Genomic DNA, 20730 nt, shown 5'->3' with positions numbered 1-20730 from the left:
ATTTTTCAAACAAAAAATTTTATCCATGCCCACACCAACAACCGACCTAAGCCCAATAGTAAGGCTAAAAAAATACTTAAGTTAATAAACCCAAAATTGTTAATGCCTGCTACATGCTGTGATTGAAATTCAAATGGCAAAATAAGCGTTGCCACAAATACCTCTAAGCCCATTGCAACGTAAGTCATCCACTCCCAAGGAAAGTGCAAAACACTAACCCACAGCCCCATCAGTAAAAATACAACCAACAGAATCGGCGACATGATTTTTAAAAAACCCACCATTTATTATTTCTCCTTTACCTAATAACGAGAAATTTCTCCTCTCTCGACACTTCCTTCTTCGTCTTTAGATTAATCTAAAACCAATTAAATTAAATATCAAAATAAAAACCCCGCCGAAGCGAGGTTTTAATGATTCATTTCAAAATATTAGATTAATAAAGTACGAATATCTTTAAGAAGTTTCGTAAGTTTATTGGTAAATCGAGCAGCATCTGCACCATTAATTACACGGTGGTCATAAGACAATGACAACGGCAACATTAAGCGTGGGTCAAAGTCTTTACCATTCCAAACCGGTTGCATCGTTGCAGGTGAAATACCCAAAATCGCAACTTGCGGCCAGTTCACAAGTGGTGTAAATGCTGTACCACCTATTGCGCCTAAACTTGAAATGGTGAAATTCGCACCTTGCAAGTCTTTCGGTGTTAATTTCTTATCACGTGCTTTTTGACCTAACACACCCAATTCAACTGCAATTTGCTTAATTGATTTTTGGTCTGGGTTACGAAGTACTGGCACAGTTAAACCATCAGGTGTTGCTACCGCAATTCCCATATGGATTTCATTGCGCAAGAGCACTGATTTACCGTCATCAGATAGATGACCTGCAAACTCACGCTCTTCTTTCAACAAATACGCAACCGCTTTAATAATGAATGCCATAATCGTCAGGCTGACACCTTCTTTTTTGAAGTTGCCTTTCAGTTCATTACGCCAATCTTCTAACTCAGTAATATCAGCCAAATCAAACTGGGTGACTTGCGGAATAAAATTGTTCAATGACAATTGCGGAATTGATACTTGCTGCAAACGCGTCAGTACTTTTTCTTCCACGCCACCAAATGCAGTGAAGTCAGGAAGCTTTGGCAAACCAGAAACTGCTGGTGCAGCCGCAGCTACTGGAGCCGCTTGTGGTGCAGTTAAACGAGTCTTCACATAAGCAAAGATATCTTCTTTAATCACACGACCATGTTCACCAGAAGTTTTAACTTGTGATAAAACCACACCAAGTTCACGAGCAAGCTTACGAACAGCAGGGCCAGCATAAACTTTAGCGTTTTCAGCTTCTTGCTCTTTCGTTAACTTATCAGTACCAGAAGCAGCCACAGGTGCTGACTGAGTAGCAGCTGGAGCTGCCGCTTTAGGTGCTGAAGCTTGTGTTGCCGGAGCCGCTACTTCTGCTTTTGGCGCTGGAGCTGCCGCAGGTGCTTGGCCTTCCGCTTCAATTGTTGCAAGCAAAATACCTTGTGAAACTTGTTGACCTGCTTGCAAGTGAATCGCTTTCACAACGCCAGCAACAGTACTTGGAACTTCTACAGTTGCTTTATCAGACTCAACAACAACAAGGCTTTGGTCTACATCAACTTTATCGCCAACTTGTACTAAGATTTCAGCAACAACTGCTTTATCTACGCCCAAATCAGGAACGTTAATATCAACTGGACCAGATTGAGTAGCCGCCGCAGCTACAGTTTCTTGTTGAACTGGCGCAGGCGCTGCCGCTGGGGCTGCTGTAGAAGCAGGAGCTTCAACTGGCGCACTTGATGCAGATGTTGTTTTCACTTTAATGAGCACAACACCTTCTTTAACTGTATCGCCTTCTTTAACTTGAATGCTTTCTACAGTACCAGCAACACTGCTTGGTACTTCTACAGTTGCTTTGTCAGATTCAACAACAACGATGCTTTGCTCAACATCGATTTGCTCGCCAACTTTTACTAAAATTTCACCAACTAGTGCTTTTTCAACACCAATATCTGGAACTTGAACTTCAACCACTTGGCTAGTGGTTGCAGCTGCTGGTTGTGCAGCAACTTGTGGAGCTGTAGCAGGTGCTTCTTTTTCAGCTGCTGGTGCAGGTTTTGCAACTTCTTCTGCTTGAGCTACAGGTGCAGCACCCTCAGCTTCAAGTTCAAACAATACCGTACCTTCAGTTACGCTATCGCCTTCTTTGATTAAGATGCTTTTCACTACACCTGCTGAAGTGCTAGGCACTTCAACAGAGGCTTTATCTGACTCAAGCAAAACAAGGCTGTCATTTTCAGCAATGCTATCGCCAACTTTTACCAAAATTTCAGCAACAACTGCTTTATCTACGCCAATATCAGGGGTCTTAATTTGCATGCTTAGTTCCCCTCACCTGTTTGCGCTTCATGGTATTCAGCAACTGCTTGAACTTCTGGATGTGCTTGTGGAGCCCATGCCACTGGACGATCAGTATCTAACTCAAAGTTAGAAATTGCATCTTTAACTAAACGTGCATCTACTTCACCTTCGTCAGCTAATTTTTTCAAAGTAGCAACAACGATATGTGCAGCATCAACACCAAAGAAACTACGCAAGTTAGCACGTGTATCTGAGCGACCATAACCATCTGTACCCAACGCAACAAATGGGCGGCCATCTGGAAGATAGGCACGGATTTGTTCGCTATACGCACGCATATGATCTGTTGCTGAAACAACAATACCTTCTGTACCGCGTAATTGTTTAGATACCCAAGACTCTTTCACTTCTTCAGTAAGTGGGTGTAGACGGTTGTATTCTTCACATGCCATACCATCACGAGACAACTCATTGAAGCTTGTTACACTCCAAACGTTTGAATGGATTTGGTATTCATCACGTAAGATTTTCGCAGCTTTGATCACTTCACGAAGAATTACACCTGAACCAAGTAATTGAACAGTTGCTTTTTCATCTTTTTCGAACAAGTACATACCACGTTTAATGCCTTCCTCAGCGCCTTCAGGCATTGCAGGATGCTCGTAGTTTTCGTTCATTACAGTTAGGTAATAGAACACACGCTCTTGGTTCACATACATACGTTGTAAACCATCATGTACGATTACAGCTAACTCATAACCAAAACATGGATCGTAAGATACACAGTTAGGAATCGTGTTCGCCAAGATATGTGAATGACCATCTTGGTGCTGTAAACCTTCACCGTTCAATGTGGTACGACCAGCAGTAGCACCTAACAAGAAACCTTGTGCCTGCGCATCACCCGCAGCCCATGCGATGTCACCAATACGTTGGAAACCAAACATTGAGTAGTACATGTACATTGGAATCATTGGCAAGTTATTCGTTGAATAACTTGTTGCCAACGCAGCCCATGCGCTCATCGCACCAGCTTCGTTAATCCCTTCTTGAAGCATGTGACCGTCACTTGCTTCACGGTAATGCATTAACTGTTCTTGGTCTTCTGGAGTATATTTTTGACCGTGAGCGGCATAAATACCAAGCTGACGGAACATACCTTCTAGACCAAAAGTACGCGCTTCATCTGGAACGATTGGCACTACGCGGTCTTTAATTGCTTTTTCTTTAAGTAAAGAAGCAATTAAACGCACCATCACCATGGTAGTTGATTGTTCTTTGCCTGCAGAACCTTTTAATACTGCATCAAATACAGATAATTCAGGAATCGCTAAAATTTCACTCTCTTTACGACGTGCAGGTAAATAGCCACCTAAAGCCTCACGACGCGCCTTCATATACTTCATTTCTGGAGAGTTTTCACTTGGGCGGTAGAATGGAAGCTCTTCTAACTTATCATCTGTAAATGGCAGGTTGAAACGGTCACGTACATATTTCAAAGAATCAATCTGCATTTTTTTGATTTGGTGAGTTTTGTTCACCGCTTCAATTTCTTCAGACAAACCATAACCTTTAACAGTTTTCGCAAGAATAACTGTTGGCTGACCTTTGGCTGTCATTGCTTCTGCATAGGCAGCAAAAACTTTGTACGGGTCATGACCACCACGGTTAAGATTATCGATGTCTTCATCGCTTAAATCTTTTACAAGTTCCGCAGCTTCTGGGTACTTGCCAAAGAATTTCTCACGTGTATATGCACCACCTTTCACTTGATAGCGCTGGTACTCACCATCAACTGTTTCGCCCATTACCGCTTTTAAAGCGCCGGTGCTGTCTTTTGCAAGTAGAGGATCCCAATGACGCCCCCATACCACTTTAATGACACGCCAGCCTGCGCCACGGAATAAAGATTCTAATTCTTGAATGATTTTACCGTTACCACGTACAGGGCCATCTAGACGCTGTAAGTTACAGTTAACCACCCAAATGAGGTTATCAAGCTTTTCACGACCAGCAAGTGAAATTGCACCAGTACTTTCTGGCTCATCCATTTCACCATCACCAAGATAAGCCCAGACTTTACGATTTTCTTCTTTGATCAAGCCGCGATTCATCAAATATTTTTGAATGTGCGCTTGATAAATCGACATGATTGGACCAAGACCCATTGATACAGTTGGGAATTGCCAATAGTCCGGCATTAAATATGGATGTGGATAGCTTGGTAAACCATTACCGCCAACTTCACGGCGGAAATTACTTAACTGTTCTTCAGTCAAACGCCCTTCAAGGAATGAACGAGCATAAATACCAGGAGCACAATGTCCTTGGTAATAAATCATATCTCCGCCAAAGTTATCGCTGTTTGCGCGGAAGAAATGGTTAAAACCTACGTCATATAATGTTGCACTTGATGCGAAGCTCGCCAAGTGTCCACCTAAATCATCACCTGTTTTATTCGCACGAAGTACCATTGCTAAGGCATTCCAACGAATCAATGCACGAATACGGCGTTCCATATCTTGGTCGCCTGGCATTGCAGGTTGTTCTTCAACAGAAATTGTATTTAAGTAAGGTGTATTGAGACGTTGAATGGGAACATGCTTGGCAATTGCTTGTTGGTAAAGTTTTTCCAATAAGAATGCCGCGCGCTCAGTTCCCATATGTTGTAAAACTGAATCGAATGCATCTTGCCACTCTTGGGTTTCTTGTGCATCGGAGTCACCGTAAAACGCCATAATTCACCTGTTCCTTGTTCTTTAATCTACTTTGTATTTTTACCACGTTTTACCCCTCTCTAGTTATTGCCACGGGTGAATGTGAGGGGGGCCTATTATTTTCTGAATGAATAGTCATTGACCGAGCATTAAACAAAATAACAAAAAAACGCCAATAATGGCGTTTTTTTATACAATCTTTACGTTAAAAAAGGTTTAAGTTAATTTCAGATTCATAAATTCAATAACCTTAACCTTTTTCACTATGCTTTTAAGGAAGCATCGCTAAGTAAGTTGTTGGGTTCTTACGTTGACCATCTTTTACTACTTCATAGTGCAAATGTGGACCAGTACAGCGACCAGTACAACCTACATTGGCAATATGTTCACCTGCCGAAACTTGTTCACCTACACGTACCATTAAACGCGAAGCATGCGCATAGCGTGTTAAATAGCCATTACCATGGTTAATTTCAACATATTGACCATAGCCAGTGCCCCAACCAGATTTAGTTACAATACCTGGGCCTGTAGCATAAATTGGCGTACCACTTGGAGCAGCCATATCCAATCCGCCATGATGTTCGGCACGACCGCTCATCGTACGGCCACCAAAGTTGGAAGAAACACGTACTGTATCAGGAAGAGGATGAGAAACTAACCACGAATAAGCATTTGAAGAAGAGGTATTGAAAGAGTTCTTAGCTGTCGTATTGCCATATTTTTTAGCGAGTGACTCATTGTTGAGCTCAACCGTTTTTTGGCGTAAGGTCACTGAAACTTTCGCACTCGCTGGAAGATCTAAATCATCTGGATGAGTATATGAACCTTGAGATAATGTTTTTGATAGTTGTTCCAATCGATCTGAATCAGTAGATTGGTTAATTGTTTGATAATCTGCAAAAGCAACTGATGCTGCCGAAGCGGCAAGTGAAAACGCTAATAAAATACGACGCGTGTGCATAAAAACCTCTTGAAACTGTTCTTACTTAAGTTCCTTATGATCTCTTCCTTGATATCGATTGAAATGAACGCTTAAGATGAAGACAAAAATCTATCCGAGAATGACCCATGTCTAAACCCGATAACGTTTTTCAACAATCCGGAAAACACATAAAAACAGGAAACCTTACGTTTCTAACAACGCAAGTCGCGCAATGGCAAAGACTTACGAAAATTATCCAACCCTTATTGCCCCAACCGGAACAATGGCAGGTCGTGTGTTATCAAAATGGTTCTTTGATCATTACTGGTGAAAATCAGGCGATGATTAGTCAACTCAGTTATTTACAGAACCAATATGTATCTAAATTATCTCAACTTGAAGGGTTAAAAGACCTACAAAGAATTCAGGTTCGCTTGAGAAATAAAAACATTCCAAATCCACCCTCATCTGAGCCATCTAAACCCATTCCCCCGGAAACACAAGAAATGTTACGTAGTGCAGCCGACTTTGTGAGCGACCCTAAGCTTAGCCAAGCTTTACTACGTTTGGCAAGCAATAAAAAATGACGGGCTCTATATTTAATGAAAAGTTCAGCCATATTTATGTGACAAAATTCACACTTTAAAATGTTACATTATAACATGACCAAATAAAGACAATGACTTATGTCACACTCACATATGGAATCGGACATTCATTCTCGTCATTAAATGTTACAATTTCATAATTACTCGGATCACTTTGAACATTGCGTAACAACTGATTATTTAAAGCATGTCCCGATTTATAGCCATCAAACTTGGCAATAATTTGATGACCAAGCAAATACAAATCACCTACTGCATCTAAAATCTTATGTCTCACAAATTCATCAGCGAAACGTAAGCCTTCTTCGTTAACAACGCCCGTATCATCTACACCAATCGCATTATCTAAACTTGCACCTAAAGCTAAGTTATTTGCTTTGAGATAATCCAGATCTTTCATAAAACCAAAAGTACGAGCTTCACTCACTTCATACACAAAAGTTTCAGTAGAAAAGTCGATAGTCGCAGATTGATATTCTTTAGCAAATGCCGGATGGTCAAAATCAATCGTAAAATTTAACTGAAAACCATTATGCGGGCTAAAAATTGCTTTTTTATCATCTATTAATGCTTCAACTGGTTTTAATATTCTTATAAATTTTTTCGGCGCATCCAGCTCACGCAATCCACCTTGCATTAACAGGTAAATAAATGGGCCAGCACTTCCATCCATAATCGGAACTTCGGACGCAGATACCTCAACAATAAGGTTATCAATTCCCAAACCTGCAATTGCGCTCATCACGTGCTCAATCGTTCCAACTTTTATATCTCCAATTACTAAATTGGAGCACATGAAAGCTTCTTGAATCAGCAAAGCATTCGCATGGATTTCCACAGGTGGATCTAAATCGATACGACGAAATACAATACCTCCATCCACGGTATGTGGAATGAAATTGATCATCACTTTTTGACCGCTATGAAGACCTATTCCACTCGCTTTTACCACACGATTGAGAGTACGTTGTTTCACCATGCTTTGTAACTTCTTTTTTAAAACCGCTATACGTTAGCATATTTAGTCATTGATCAAAAATAAAAAAAGGCAGTGATTAAACACTGCCTTTTTTTAAATTTAATAATATTTTACTTACGTTGCTGATTTTTCAAGTAATCTTGAATGCTCATCGGAGAAGAACGCGGAGAAGAACTTGCAGTACTACTCACTTCATTGTCTGCATTTTGACGCTTATTAATAGCAGGAACATCATCTTCATCAACAGATTGAGCTGATTGAGTCGATGCATGACTTACCGTATTGCGTTTTCTCGGTTCCGCATCTGCTGCATTACGTGTTAAACCAGTTGCAATTACTGTTACACGTAATTCATCACGCGCATCTGGATCAAATACTGTACCGTAGAAAATTTCACCTTCATCAAGGTCAACAATCTGGTTCACAACATCAGTAATGATTTCAGTTTCGCGTAAAGTAATATCATCACCACCAGTAATGTTAATCAACACACCTTTAGCATTAATAATATTTACGTTATCAAGCAATGGACTACGAATAGCCTGTTCAGCTGCTTGACGTGCACGATCTTCGCCACGACCTAAACCAGCACCCATCATGGCATAGCCACGTGTACTCATTGCAGTTTTCAAATCGGCGAAGTCAAGGTTAATATGACCACGGTTTACAACAAGGTCAAAGATACTACGTACAGCGTTTAACAATACATCATCAGCTTTTTTATAAGCATCTTTCATTGAAATATCGCCATATACACTGAGTAAGCGCTGGTTAGGGATAATAATCAATGAGTCAACATGTGCTTCAAGCGCTTCAATACCACGTTCAGCAGACTTTAAACGGCGACGGCCTTCAAAGTTAAATGGGGTTGTCACAACACCAACAGTCAAAATACCCATTTCTTTGGCAACTTCAGCCACGACAGGTGCCGCACCTGTACCCGTACCACCACCCATACCAGCGGTAACGAATACCATATCCGTACCTTCAAGATGGTGACGAATGATTTCACGGCTTTCTTCTGCTGCAACTTGCCCTACTTCAGGGTTAGCGCCAGCACCTAAACCACGTGTACTTTGCTCGCCTAACTGAATTTTGAAAGGTGCATTCATACAGTCCAGTGCTTGTTTGTCTGTATTGGCACAAACGAATTTAACACCTTGAATATCAGACTGCACCATATGTTGAACGGCATTACCGCCACCACCACCTACACCAAATACAGTGAAACGGGCTTGACCGTTGCCATCGTTTAGTTCATCTTCTATAAATTCAAATGAGGCCATGACCTTTAGGGTTCCTAATACATTATGGCAGTCACTTCAGCCCGTATACTGCCTTGATTTTCAAAAATAACTAATTTTAAGAATGCTGTGCAATACAAACCTTGTCAAGTACAGTGGTTTTCTCTTACAACTTCCTAACAATTCTACCAATAAATCCATACATCCTAAAAAATGGCTTTTAGCTTGCTATTAAACGCATTCCAGCCATTTACCATTCGTTCCCATACCGAACGGTCATTTGCCTCTTCAGGCTCTTCAACAGCTTCTTGCAACTCACTTTGGCTAAACATGAGCAAACCAGCTGCTGTTGCATACATCGAACGACGTAACGCGGCTTGATGCTGATCATCAGCATAAACCTGTAACGGTGGATTGCCCAAATGTGCAGATACCCCCAACATACGGCGAGCTAAACTCACCATACCTTCGATTTGACAAGCATCACCTGTCAGTACTACACCATGGTATAAACCATGAATTGCACCGCTGTGTTCGAGTTCATCGCGAATCTGGCTAAAGATCTCTTCATAACGGGCAATAATAATTTCTGACAACTCAATTCGACTAATGGTTTGAGGGCCATCAATTCCTTCTACCTGAATCATGTGATCTGGCTTAACAGCACTTAAATCGACACAACCATACAGAATTTTAATGCGTTCAGCTTCTTCTGTCGTGGTTTGCAATACAGCAGCAATATCACGCGTAACGTGTTCACCACCGCGCTGCAATGTACGTGCCAGAGCCAAACGTCCATCTAGATAAACCGCAAGATTGGTAATGCCTGCGCCAACATCGACCAGACAAACACCATATTCTTTTTCATCTTTAAGCAAACTTGCCTCGGCGGTTGCCAAGCAAGATACCACCATTTTTTCAACCCCGATATTTGCACCTTTCATGGCGCGATCAAGGTTTTGCATAGTCGCTATAGGCATCATCATTAACTGATAATGTCCGGTCATACTATGGGCAGTCATGTTAATTGGATTCTGCACCCATTCAGCAGAATCACCCAATTCAAAGCCTAACGGCACTGCACTTGCTAAATAGTAATCAGAAGTCACATGACTTGCTTTTGCCAATTCTAACGCGCGCACGACTTCATTTGTTGTAATAACATGTGCTGGATTAGCGACTGGTGTGCGACCAGAGGCATAAAAACTTTGCAACTCGGTACTCGGAATCGATACCCATGCGCTATGAATGCGACATTCGGCCATATTTTCCGCTTCAGCAACAGCATTTTTAATCGCAGCGATGACTTTATCGAGGCTGACGATTTTTCCTTTATTCATGCCTCGATTGCGAGCAGTTGCCATACCGATAACTTGAATGTTATCCGGCGCATGAATTTTTCCAATCAAAACTGAAACTTTATGCGTCCCAATGTCAATCGCAACAACTGAGGGAACAGCTTCATTCATCACTCATACCATTTCTTTGTTGTTTAATACCAGGCAAATTGCCTATTTTAAAGCCACGTATTATGGCTTTGCTTTTGTTCCACCTGCAATGCTTGTGTCATCAATCGTTACAACAAACTGACCATTCACAATTTTAGGTGGTGTTGCGTTCTTCCATTGAATAGATAATCCATTACGATATCGCAAATCAATGGCTGAGATTTTCGACCACACCGGTTTTAAGTCAGATTGTGCCAGATGACTTAAACGTTGCAACTTATTCATTGTTTGATCTTGGTCAACGATAATTCGTAAACCTGTGTCAAACTGCATAAACCAAGTCATTCGCTCCGTCAGATATAACTCTTTTAGGCGCAAATTGGCGGGATGGAATAATTGATTGATTTCATTATAGCGTCGCATCATCATTTTCGACTGGCTTACCGGACCATGTAGTAACGGAAGCTCAGGATGAATTATCTGCTCTGCCTCACTAAATACATCGCCTCCATCGCTTAACAAGCGACCTGTTCCCCAACGGGCGATGGCATGGCGAGGCATGACACGAACACGAATACCATTGGGCCAGGCACGAGATACAACAACTCGGTCTACCCACGAAATTTCTAATGTTTTATCACGAATCTGCTCTAAATCAGATGTGAAATAATTCGCTTTTATAATTGGAGCAACATGCTGCATCACTTGTTGTGTTTCAACTGAAGACGTCGACCCTACAACCTCTAGCTTTGCAACTTTTGCATCTGTAATAACTTTATATAGCCCATAAATTCCGACTGCCAGCACTACAAAAGCAATAACCAACAGCACCCATCCACCAGCATTTGCAAGCTTCTGCTTACGTGTAGGCGGTTTATCATGAATAGAGGTGATGGCCGCACGTTTACGGCGCATGGAAGCCGGAAGTTGTGCCATATTTAAGCCGTACCTTCCAATGTTTGCTCAAGAATGGCAACACACAATTCATCAAAACTATAGCCAACAGCTTGAGCAGCTTTTGGAACTAAAGAGTGGCTGGTCATACCTGGCACAGTGTTTACTTCTAAAAGCCAGAAATTACCCTGCTCATCCTGCATCGCATCAATACGACCCCAGCCTTCTGCACCAACTGCTTGAAAAGCACGTAAACATAACGCTTGTAGGCTTTTCTCTTCCGCTTCGCTTAGACCACAAGGAATGCCGTACTCAACATCATTACGTTCATATTTTGCTTCATAGTCGTAGAAAGCAACATCTGCTGGTGGTTGTAAACGAATAACCGGTAAAGGCTGTCCATTTAAGAATGAGATTGTGAATTCACGACCAGTAATCCACTTTTCTGCCATCACAACAGCATCGTGCTGAGTCGCCTTTTCAATTGCAGCAGCAAAGTCTTCTGCTTTCTCAACCTTACTCATGCCCACGCTTGAGCCTTCATGTACAGGTTTGATAATGACAGGCAAGCCCAACTCAGCAATAACCGCATCTAAATCTGTCTCTTTAGTAATAATGCGATATGGCGCTGTAGGTAAATCGCTACCTTGCCAGATTTGCTTGGTTTTGACTTTATCCATACCAATAGCAGAACCTTGCACACCAGTTCCTGTATAAGGCAGATTTAACCATTCAAGTACGCCTTGAATCTGGCCATCTTCACCGCCACGACCATGCAATACAATAAATGCACGATCATAATTTACAAGTTCAGTCACACTGCGGTCTTGTGGATCAAATGCTTCAGCCTGAACACCTGAACGCAATAAAGCATCCAGAACTGCCTGACCACTATCTAAAGACACAGCACGCTCAGCCGATTTCCCACCAAATAGCACGGCAACTTTGCCGAATTTTGTAGCATTTGACACGTTTAAATCCTTAACCCGATAATTCAATATTTTTGTTTATTTCACATACAAATGGTGTTGTGCAAGTTCTACTGAAATTGCTCCAACGTTACCCGCACCCTGCGTTAATAACAAGTCATTTGGTTGTAACACATTTTGCATGATGTTTTGCAAATTACCTTCAACCGGATCGACCAAAATCGGCTCCACCTGTCCACGTAAACGAATACTACGCGCCAAAGTACGGCTGTCTGCACCTACAATAGGCTTCTCACCGGCAGGATAAACTTCCAGTAATAATAATTGATCGACTTGAGAAAGCACTTCGATAAAATCATCAAAACAATCACGGGTACGAGAATAACGGTGCGGCTGGAATAGCATAACCAAACGACGATCTGGATGGCTCTGACGAGCAGCTTTAATAGTCGCTTCTACTTCTTTCGGATGGTGGCCGTAGTCATCAACCAACTTAACGTTACCATCGGCAAGTTCGAATTCGCCTTGTACTTGGAAGCGACGACCAACACCGCTAAAGCCTGCTAAAGCACGGCTAATTGCGTCATCAGAAACACCTTCATCAGTCGCAACACCAATAGCAGCCAAAGCATTCAAAATATTATGCATGCCTGGTTGATTAATCGTTAAACGTAGCGGCTCACGACTTTTACGTAACACGGTGAAGTGTGAACGCATACCATCTTGTTCAACATCAATTGCGCGAATGTCGTTGTCTTCGTTAAAACCATAAGTAATAACTGGGCGGCCTACACGCGGCATAATTTCACGAATGTTGGCGTCATCACCACAAACTACAGCCAAACCATAAAATGGTAAGTTATGAAGGAACTGTACGAACGTATCTTTTAATTTATCAAAGCTACCTTCATAGGTATCCATATGGTCAGCATCGATATTCGTTACAATCGCTGCCATAGGTTGTAAATAAAGGAAAGACGCATCTGACTCATCAGCTTCAGCCACGATAAAACGACTTTCACCAAGTGCAGCATTTACACCGGTGCTATTAAGTAAACCACCAATGACATAGGTTGGATCTAGGTTTTCTTCAGCCAACATAGTGGTTAAAAGACTTGTAGTAGTGGTTTTACCATGCGTACCAGCTACAGCAATACCATGACGGTAACGCATAAGCTCACCTAGCATCTCTGCACGGCGTACAATTGGAGTACGTTGTTCAATCGCTGCTTTGATTTCTGGATTTTCTGGATCAATCGCTGTAGAAACTACAAGCACATTGGCATTTTTAATATTTTCCGCTTGATGGCCGATATAAACCTTGATGCCATTTTGCTCTAATTGTTCTGTAGTTTTAGATGCTTTAATGTCTGAACCAGAAATTTTATAACCTTGGTTACCCAATACCTCTGCAATGCCACACATCCCAGCACCACCGATCCCCACAAAATGAATGTGTTTGATACGGCGCATTTCAGGCACTTTAATCAGTTTTTTTGCTTGGTTCGCAGCTGTTGATGGAGACATAGTAAATCCGATTACATTTTTTGGATAAGATCAACCACATGCTGAGTCGCATTGGGTTGGGCATGTTGACGCGCTTTCACTGCCATTTCTGTAAGTAATTGGCGGTTCATCAGCGAAGTGAACAATTCATTTAAAACATCTGGTGTCATAGTCGATTGCTGGCAAATTTTTGCAGCGCCGATATCAGCCAGAAATTTGGCATTTGCAGTTTGGTGATCATCAACTGCTATCGGAAGTGGTACAAAAACCGCAGCAACGCCTGCTGTTGCAACTTCCGTCACCGTTAATGCTCCAGCTCGGCAAATAATTAAATCAGCTTCACTATAAGCCTTTGCCATATCTTCAATAAACGGCAAAACCTGCACCTTTAAGTTGGCTGGCGCATCTGCATAAAGTGCTTGAGTTGCTTCAACTTGTTGTTGACCACTTTGATGAAAAATATTGAGTGGAACTTGTATTTTTTTGAGCGCTGGCGGTAAATGTTCATTAAGCGCTTTTGCACCTAAAGAACCGCCAACAATTAAAATATTTAAAGGTTGTCCCGCTTGCTCACGTGCATCGTAACGCCACTTAGAGCTTAAAATATCGGTGATTTCACGACGTACCGGATTTCCGGTTGTGACAACTTTGTCGCTAACAGGAAAAGTATTTGGAAATGCCTCACACACGACTTTAGCAACGCGCGCTAACTGTGCATTGGTAAAACCAGCAACCGCATTTTGCTCGTGAATAAGTACTGGAATACCTAACAATCGTGCTGCTAAACCACCAGGCCCCGCAACATAACCACCAAAGCCTGCAACTGCATCAACTTTAAGCTGTTTCATATAGCGCATTGCGCTTAAAGTCGCTTTTAAAATTTTAAAAGGCGCGGCAAGTTTACGGATCACACCGTTCCCACGAACACCTTGAATATCAATTTGATAAATTGGAATATTTTGATCTTTTAATAAACGATTTTCCATACCTGTTGGCGTGGCTAACCATGAAACCTGACAACGTTGTTGTTGAAGTTGTTTGGCTACGGCGAGGGCTGGAAAAACATGTCCACCTGTACCGGCAGCCATCATCATGACATGTTTGGGTTTGCTTTGCTGTGAATCGGTCACGGTCTAATTCTTCAACTCAAAAAACAATGGAAATTGTCATCTATTTTTGTAGCCGTTTATTTTAATCCTAAAGCTTCATTAACGAAAAGCTAATTTCACTCGTTTATAACAGAAAGATGTGCTTTTTTGAAAATATGCCTACAAAGCACTAGCGTATTTCATATTGTGATTTTATTAATTCATATATTTTCAGGTGATTTCCCATAAATACCGCTGAAAATCACCTGAAATAAATAATTAAGCCGTACGACCAGCTTCTAATACATCAAATAGATCATCGGCAATTGATGTACCAAATTGAGCATCAATTTCACGAATACATGTTGGGCTAGTGACATTAATTTCAGTGACATAATTGCCAATCACATCTAAACCAACAAAAATCAAACCTTTTTCGCGCAAGAAAGGGCCAATTTTAGCTGCGATCAGTTTATCGTTTTCAGTCAGCGGACGCGCTTGACCTAAGCCACCTGCCGCTAAGTTACCACGCACTTCACCATTTTGTGGAATACGAGCGAGACAGTAAGGAATAGGTTCACCATTTACCATCAAAATACGCTTATCCCCTTCTACGATTTCAGGAATATAACGTTGAGCCATAATTGGACGAGTACCTAACTCTGTAAGCATTTCCAACGTTGAACCAATGTTTACACCATCTTGATATAAGCGGAAAATTCCCGTACCGCCCATACCGTCAAGTGGTTTCACAATGACATCGCCATGTTCTTTAAGAAATTCACGAATTAAACTTTGCTGTGATGTTACAAGTGTAGGTACTTGCAGTTCTGGGAATTGCGTTGCAAATAGCTTTTCATTGCAATCACGCAGTGACTGAGGCTTATTGATAATCCATGAACCTTCGCGTTCAGCTTGCTCAAGCACGTAAGTCGTATAGACAAAATTCATATCAAACGGTGGGTCTTTACGCATCAACACCACATCATAAGCCGCGATAGATTCTTTTTTCTTTTCACCCAACTCGTAATAATGATTGTAATCTTCAAATACTTTTAATGGCGAGATTAGACCGTAAGCCTTACCTTGATCGATATATAAATCTTGTTGTAATGCATAACCCAATTCATGTCCACGACGGCTCGCCGCCCACAACATTGCCATGGTTGAATCCTTTTTAAGATTTACGGTTTCAATCGGATCCATGACGACAAGTACACGCATGCTCAAGCTCTTCATAAAATTTAAATTAGCATGAGTATAGCTGAGATTTTTCACTCGTTTTTCTTAATTTCAGTAAATCGTTATCTGTTATTCCATTAACTAGAACTCAAGTAAATTCAGTTAAACTATGACCATAAAATATTATTTTTAAAGGCTAAAGATGAAACTTTATCGCTATTTAACCGGCCCTGATGACTCTGCTTTTTGTGCACGAGTCACTAAAGCACTAAATCACGGCTGGGAATTATATGAAGCACCCAGCATGACCTTTAATGGCACGCATGTAATTGTTGGACAAGCAATTTGCAAAACAATTGACGAAAATTATGATCCAGAAATGGATATTTTAGATGTTCTCAAAAATAATGCTTAAATTAAATATTTACTTTCATCTCTAAAAACATCTTCTTAATCCAAATTAATAACTCAAGCTAATCAATACCCCTCCTTGTTAGCTTGAGTAGTCACTACAGCCTTTCAAAATAAAGACTTAAAAAAGCAATCTCATAAATTTTAAAGACAATAGTTCTTTTATTCTAAACAAATAAATGATTATAATTATCATTTATACTTTTATTTTTGTTAATTGATTTTATTTTATGTTAAGAATTTCTACATCATCTCCCCAAATTAAGCGTTTGTTCCCGCTCAGCTTACTCAGTTTAATGATCTTGAATATCCAAGGTGTATACGCTGAAGACTCTAGTAACTCATCCTCGAAAGTTGCAGCGACCATGCCCACCATAAAAATTGAGGCGATGAGTGAACTCGACCCAATCAAAAGCTATATCGATTATGACAAAGCCAATGTCACACGTAATGGCTTAGACAAAAAAGATATCCCTCAAACCGTTGATACCATTGATGTTCAGAAATATAAAATTTATGGATCAAATGATTTAAGCGTTATGCTGCAAGGCACACCTGGGGTATCTACCAATTACGATATGCGTGGTGATGGCATTACCATTCGTGGTTTTGGTGCTGATACAGGCGATATTTACCGTGATGGTATACGTGAAAGTGGTCAAGTACGCCGTAGTACTGCCAATATTGAACGTATTGAAATTTTAAAAGGCCCCGCCTCTGTTCTATATGGTCGTAGTGCTGGTGGTGGGGTTGTGAATATGGTGAGTAAATTCGCCAATTTCGACTCTAAAAGTTCAGTTGGCGCTTATGCAGGCTCATACGATAACTATGGAACCACTGCTGACATCAACCAAGTCATTAATGACAATTTAGCAGTACGCCTTACGGGAGAATATGGCGAGTCAGGTAGCTTCCGCTCTGGTATTGAAAATAAAATTGAGATGTTTTCACCAAGTTTTACGTATAAAAATGATGATGGAACGCTTACTTGGACCACACAATATACGTATGACAAATTAGGTCGTGTACCTGATCGCGGGCCAACACAAGACAACTTACCTGAGGGAACTTCGATCAAAACAGGATTTGCCCAAGACGGAGATTATGTTGATGATATTTTGCAGGTGCTCCGCACCGATGTGAATTATCAATATGCGCCTGATTGGAACTTTCACTGGGCAGCGAGTTACCGACAAGCAGAACAGAACTTTGACCACTTTTATTTTGGAACTTATTGTGGGCTAGATGGAAAAAATTTGAAAGGTGAAACATGCACCACTAAAAAAGGCTACATCAACCAGATTTACTACTGGCAACAAACCAGCAATAAAACAACGACGAATACATTTGATATTAAAGGTAAGTTCAAAACAGGCCAACTTGAACACCAAATTATGCTAGGTACTGACTGGACCTATGAACAACGAGAACCACGCCTAGCCAATAAGACTCAAAATGGTTCAGCCATTTATGGTTACGTCAATCCATTCACAGGTGAACGAGAATCAAGTCGTGGCAATGGCCCACTCTTAATTAGTCAGCATAACTACAATGAAGGCACAACTTATGGTGTATTCATTCAGGATTTAATTGGTCTAAATGACCAACTTAAACTCATGTTGGGCTTACGTTATGATTACTTTGACTTTTCAACCACCAATAAACTCACTAATGCACATCGCAATGTAAAAAACAGTACTGTTAGCCCAAATGTTGGCTTGGTATGGCAACCGCTTCCTGAACATAGCTTTTACACGTCTTACTCTAAGAGCTTTGCACCGTTTGGCGGGCAAATGGGTGTTAATCAAGTTACAGGCGGCACCGATGTCGAAAAAATGGACAAAGAGCCTCAATATAATGAGCAATATGAAGTTGGGGTAAAAAGCGAATGGTTAGATAATCGTTTAAATACTCAATTTTCTGTTTTTGATATTCGTAAAAATAATATTCGCTATAAACCGAATCCTGATAGTGAACCAGAGGTATGGGCAACTGCTGGTCAGCATCAATCTCGTGGTGTTGAATTTAGTTTTATTGGTCGCGTACTTGATAATGTCTTTGTCCGCGGTGGTTATGGCTACACAGATGCGAAAGTAAAAGAAGACAAACAAAAGCCTGAACAAGAAGGCAACTCTTTAGCCAACACATCTAAGAACACTGGTAATTTATTTATTCGCTATTTACCAACCGAACAGTGGTATACCGAGGTGGGCGTGACCTATGTGGGCTCTTATTACCCAAATATTAATAATCAAGTAAAAATGGAAGGCTTTAACCGTGTCGATGCGGCGATTGGCTATAGTGCAGATCCATGGAATGTCACACTTGCGGTGAATAATTTAACTAATAAAGAGTACTGGCGTTCAGACAGCATGCCAGGCACGCCACGTAATGTGTTATTGCGTTTGAATTATCAATTCTAAATAAAATATTAAACTGGCATACCCCTATTTAGAGGTATGCCTTTTTCTTTTTAGATACCGTATTTTTCGCGATAAGCTTGCATGTTTGCTAGCGCTTCTTTTTCGCCTTTCGCATCTAAATAATCCATTAAATCTTTCATGGTGATCAGCGCGTGCACAGGAATTTCTAATTCTTTTTGAACTTCTTGAATTGCAGAAAGTTCACCTTGACCACGTTCTTGACGATCTAGCGCAACTAAAACACCTGCAATGGTCGCGCCCGCATTTTTCAAAATTGTTACGACTTCACGAATTGCTGTACCTGCGGTAATTACGTCATCAATAATCCAGACTTTTTTACCTTCAACCGCAGCACCAACTAAAACACCACCTTCACCATGATCTTTTGCTTCTTTACGGTTAAAGCCCCATGGCACACTTTTGTTATGTACTTGCGACAAGGCAACAGCAGTCGCTGCTACAAACGGAATGCCTTTGTAAGCTGGTCCAAAAATAACATCAACATTTTGGCATTGTGTTAATTTATCGGCATAGCCTTGTGCTAAAAGAGATAAAGCTTCACCATCGTTGAGTAGGCCTGCATTAAAAAAATAAGGACTCACACGTCCAGATTTTAAAGTAAACTCACCAAATTTAAGCACACCGCGTGATAATGCGAGTTCGATAAATGCTTGCGGGTTAAATGACACAGGCGTTGTCATGAGGTGCTCCAAATTCACAATTGAGGTTAAATTTTCGCATGATACCAAAGGATCAGTATCCAAGTGATGTAAAAATTCTTCGAGTCGTTTCCATTAACGTAAATGGCTTGCGTTCTTCGGTGACGAAAGGCTTACTTGAATGGTTAGAACAATCAGATGCCGATGTCGTATGCATGCAGGAAAGCCGCATTACCCATGAACAATGGACTGAAAAATTTAGACCCGAAGGATGGCATACCCATCTCTTTCCAGCAGAACGTGCAGGTTACGCAGGAACTGCCATATATAGCCGCTTACCCTTTGTCTCTGTTAAAGATGGTTTAGGGTTTGAGTTGGCTGACAGTCAAGGTCGCTTTATTTCTGCCGAATTCGATTTAGGTTTGTCACATCCGGTACATATTGCGTCATTATACTTACCTTCAGGCTCAAGTGGTGAAGAAGCGCAAGCACGTAAAGATTTATTTTTAGGTGAATACGCAAAAATCTTGAAGCAATGGCGTGATGAAAATAAGTCGGTCATCATTTGTGGTGACTACAACATTGTTCATAAACGCATTGATATTAAAAACTGGTCGGGTAATCAAAAATCATCTGGCTGTTTACCGCATGAACGTGCCTGGCTTGACCATATTTATGATGAACTTGGTTATGTTGATACATTCCGAGTAGTTCGCACAGAAGCAGAACTTTATTCATGGTGGTCAAATCGCGGCCAAGCTCGTGCAAAAAATGTAGGGTGGCGTATTGACTATCAAGCCTGCTCACCAGACTGGAAAACACGCACAACCAATGCATGGGTCTTTAAAGATCAATGGTTTAGTGACCATGCACCAGTTATTATCGACTATAAAATTCAAGAATAAGTGAACAATTGTTCACTTACCTTGTCGTTTTCGCTTACAGCATATGTCGTTTTTGAGTATTTTTCTTACACAGCTTTAACGGCATTATAGCCCCACGGCACAGGGAAGCAGTCAGGATGACGCAAAAGGATAGGACGCCGTAGGAAGATAAAATAAACTTATGATAAGTTTATTTGCAAGGATGTGACATTGGACGTTGAAATGAGACCCGCATGATCAGGATGATTAAATGCGGGTTTTCTCTTTTCAATCTCTTATTTTTTGCGCTAAGTTCTTTTAGTTTTAACTTCTTCTTATTAAGCTCATTATCGCCTTGTCTTATGACAATAACATGACATTTCTCTTTCGATTAATCATAATTTTTCATTTGTTTTAAAAGTATCTGTATAAAGTAGTGCTCAAATGCTTTTTGGGTTAGGCTG

17 protein-coding genes are annotated in these 20730 nt (G+C 40.9%); 4 read left to right on the top strand and 13 right to left on the bottom strand.

Annotated elements, in window-relative coordinates:
- Window positions 1–5 precede the first annotated feature (5 nt).
- The 4 genes from ACB088_RS17080 to ACB088_RS17065 form a co-directional block, all read right to left on the bottom strand.
- Window positions 6–284: a hypothetical protein gene (locus ACB088_RS17080; protein WP_375037536.1), complete on the bottom strand. Its 279-nt coding sequence runs from the start codon at window positions 282–284 to the stop codon at window positions 6–8.
- Window positions 285–431: 147 nt separating this feature from the next.
- Window positions 432–2408 carry a 2-oxo acid dehydrogenase subunit E2 gene (locus tag ACB088_RS17075; RefSeq protein WP_375037535.1) on the bottom strand — a complete coding sequence of 659 codons (1977 nt, stop codon included), beginning with the start codon at window positions 2406–2408 and terminating at the stop codon, window positions 432–434.
- 2 nt (window positions 2409–2410) lie between these two features.
- Window positions 2411–5128: a pyruvate dehydrogenase (acetyl-transferring), homodimeric type gene (gene aceE / locus ACB088_RS17070; protein ID WP_375037534.1), complete on the bottom strand. Its 2718-nt coding sequence runs from the start codon at window positions 5126–5128 to the stop codon at window positions 2411–2413.
- A 250-nt stretch (window positions 5129–5378) separates the two neighbouring features.
- Window positions 5379–6071 carry a M23 family metallopeptidase gene (locus ACB088_RS17065; protein WP_045433755.1) on the bottom strand — a complete coding sequence of 231 codons (693 nt, stop codon included), beginning with the start codon at window positions 6069–6071 and terminating at the stop codon, window positions 5379–5381.
- A gap of 107 nt (window positions 6072–6178) precedes the next feature.
- Between ACB088_RS17065 and ACB088_RS17060 the strand changes: the two genes are divergently transcribed.
- The gene (locus ACB088_RS17060; RefSeq protein ID WP_003654086.1) at window positions 6179–6619 is read left to right on the top strand and encodes a DciA family protein; all 441 of its coding nucleotides are present in this window, start codon (window positions 6179–6181) and stop codon (window positions 6617–6619) included.
- Window positions 6620–6716: 97 nt separating this feature from the next.
- Here the strand turns inward: ACB088_RS17060 and lpxC are convergent, their stop codons facing one another.
- The 8 genes from lpxC to gshB form a co-directional block, all read right to left on the bottom strand.
- On the bottom strand, window positions 6717–7619 hold the full coding sequence (gene lpxC, locus ACB088_RS17055) for a UDP-3-O-acyl-N-acetylglucosamine deacetylase (protein ID WP_080027985.1): 903 nt from the start codon (window positions 7617–7619) through the stop codon (window positions 6717–6719).
- 110 nt (window positions 7620–7729) lie between these two features.
- A complete protein-coding gene (gene ftsZ / locus ACB088_RS17050; protein ID WP_003654090.1) occupies window positions 7730–8905 on the bottom strand; it encodes a cell division protein FtsZ in 1176 nt (391 codons plus the stop codon).
- 164 nt (window positions 8906–9069) lie between these two features.
- Window positions 9070–10332: a cell division protein FtsA gene (gene ftsA / locus ACB088_RS17045; RefSeq protein WP_045433761.1), complete on the bottom strand. Its 1263-nt coding sequence runs from the start codon at window positions 10330–10332 to the stop codon at window positions 9070–9072.
- 60 nt (window positions 10333–10392) lie between these two features.
- Window positions 10393–11247 (bottom strand): cell division protein FtsQ/DivIB, encoded by an 855-nt coding sequence (locus ACB088_RS17040; protein ID WP_375037533.1) that lies wholly within the window; start codon window positions 11245–11247, stop codon window positions 10393–10395.
- Between the two features lie 2 nt (window positions 11248–11249).
- Window positions 11250–12176 (bottom strand): D-alanine--D-alanine ligase, encoded by a 927-nt coding sequence (locus tag ACB088_RS17035; RefSeq protein WP_375037532.1) that lies wholly within the window; start codon window positions 12174–12176, stop codon window positions 11250–11252.
- Window positions 12177–12212: 36 nt separating this feature from the next.
- Window positions 12213–13661 (bottom strand): UDP-N-acetylmuramate--L-alanine ligase, encoded by a 1449-nt coding sequence (gene murC, locus ACB088_RS17030; RefSeq protein ID WP_133747327.1) that lies wholly within the window; start codon window positions 13659–13661, stop codon window positions 12213–12215.
- Window positions 13662–13672: 11 nt separating this feature from the next.
- Window positions 13673–14770 carry an undecaprenyldiphospho-muramoylpentapeptide beta-N-acetylglucosaminyltransferase gene (murG, locus tag ACB088_RS17025; protein WP_375037531.1) on the bottom strand — a complete coding sequence of 366 codons (1098 nt, stop codon included), beginning with the start codon at window positions 14768–14770 and terminating at the stop codon, window positions 13673–13675.
- A 237-nt stretch (window positions 14771–15007) separates the two neighbouring features.
- Window positions 15008–15952, bottom strand: coding sequence for a glutathione synthase (gshB, locus tag ACB088_RS17020; protein ID WP_003654100.1), 945 nt, complete (start codon window positions 15950–15952; stop codon window positions 15008–15010).
- Window positions 15953–16112: 160 nt separating this feature from the next.
- Between gshB and ACB088_RS17015 the strand changes: the two genes are divergently transcribed.
- A complete protein-coding gene (locus ACB088_RS17015) occupies window positions 16113–16325 on the top strand; it encodes a DUF1737 domain-containing protein (RefSeq protein WP_004639994.1) in 213 nt (70 codons plus the stop codon).
- 226 nt (window positions 16326–16551) lie between these two features.
- Complete coding sequence (locus ACB088_RS17010) at window positions 16552–18744, top strand: TonB-dependent receptor (protein ID WP_375037530.1); 2193 nt, start codon at window positions 16552–16554, stop codon at window positions 18742–18744.
- Window positions 18745–18794: 50 nt separating this feature from the next.
- Here the strand turns inward: ACB088_RS17010 and pyrE are convergent, their stop codons facing one another.
- Window positions 18795–19445, bottom strand: a complete 651-nt coding sequence (gene pyrE, locus ACB088_RS17005) for an orotate phosphoribosyltransferase (protein WP_004639998.1) — start codon at window positions 19443–19445, stop codon at window positions 18795–18797.
- A 38-nt stretch (window positions 19446–19483) separates the two neighbouring features.
- Here pyrE and ACB088_RS17000 point away from each other — a divergent pair, with 38 nt between their 5' ends.
- Window positions 19484–20308: an exodeoxyribonuclease III gene (locus tag ACB088_RS17000; protein ID WP_375037529.1), complete on the top strand. Its 825-nt coding sequence runs from the start codon at window positions 19484–19486 to the stop codon at window positions 20306–20308.
- The last annotated feature ends 422 nt before the right edge of the window (window positions 20309–20730 follow it).

The sequence above is a fragment of the Acinetobacter sp. RW6 genome, assembly GCF_041956835.1.
Classification (GTDB): Bacteria; Pseudomonadota; Gammaproteobacteria; order Pseudomonadales; family Moraxellaceae; genus Acinetobacter; species Acinetobacter calcoaceticus.
The sequence above is the reverse complement of the archived record's forward strand: the minus strand, read 5'-3'. Positions and strand labels throughout refer to the sequence as shown.

Coding starts and splice junctions, on each gene's coding strand:
- pyrE (WP_004639998.1), bottom strand. CDS start 19,445: ATGACAACGCCTGTGTCATTTAACCCGCAAGCATTTATCGAACTCGCA.
- ACB088_RS17065 (WP_045433755.1), bottom strand. CDS start 6,071: ATGCACACGCGTCGTATTTTATTAGCGTTTTCACTTGCCGCTTCGGCA.
- gshB (WP_003654100.1), bottom strand. CDS start 15,952: ATGCGTGTACTTGTCGTCATGGATCCGATTGAAACCGTAAATCTTAAA.
- ACB088_RS17060 (WP_003654086.1), top strand. CDS start 6,179: ATGTCTAAACCCGATAACGTTTTTCAACAATCCGGAAAACACATAAAA.
- ACB088_RS17010 (WP_375037530.1), top strand. CDS start 16,552: ATGTTAAGAATTTCTACATCATCTCCCCAAATTAAGCGTTTGTTCCCG.
- ACB088_RS17075 (WP_375037535.1), bottom strand. CDS start 2,408: ATGCAAATTAAGACCCCTGATATTGGCGTAGATAAAGCAGTTGTTGCT.
- ACB088_RS17015 (WP_004639994.1), top strand. CDS start 16,113: ATGAAACTTTATCGCTATTTAACCGGCCCTGATGACTCTGCTTTTTGT.
- ftsA (WP_045433761.1), bottom strand. CDS start 10,332: ATGAATGAAGCTGTTCCCTCAGTTGTTGCGATTGACATTGGGACGCAT.
- lpxC (WP_080027985.1), bottom strand. CDS start 7,619: ATGGTGAAACAACGTACTCTCAATCGTGTGGTAAAAGCGAGTGGAATA.
- aceE (WP_375037534.1), bottom strand. CDS start 5,128: ATGGCGTTTTACGGTGACTCCGATGCACAAGAAACCCAAGAGTGGCAA.
- murC (WP_133747327.1), bottom strand. CDS start 13,661: ATGTCTCCATCAACAGCTGCGAACCAAGCAAAAAAACTGATTAAAGTG.
- ACB088_RS17040 (WP_375037533.1), bottom strand. CDS start 11,247: ATGGCACAACTTCCGGCTTCCATGCGCCGTAAACGTGCGGCCATCACC.
- ftsZ (WP_003654090.1), bottom strand. CDS start 8,905: ATGGCCTCATTTGAATTTATAGAAGATGAACTAAACGATGGCAACGGT.
- ACB088_RS17000 (WP_375037529.1), top strand. CDS start 19,484: ATGATACCAAAGGATCAGTATCCAAGTGATGTAAAAATTCTTCGAGTC.
- ACB088_RS17080 (WP_375037536.1), bottom strand. CDS start 284: ATGGTGGGTTTTTTAAAAATCATGTCGCCGATTCTGTTGGTTGTATTT.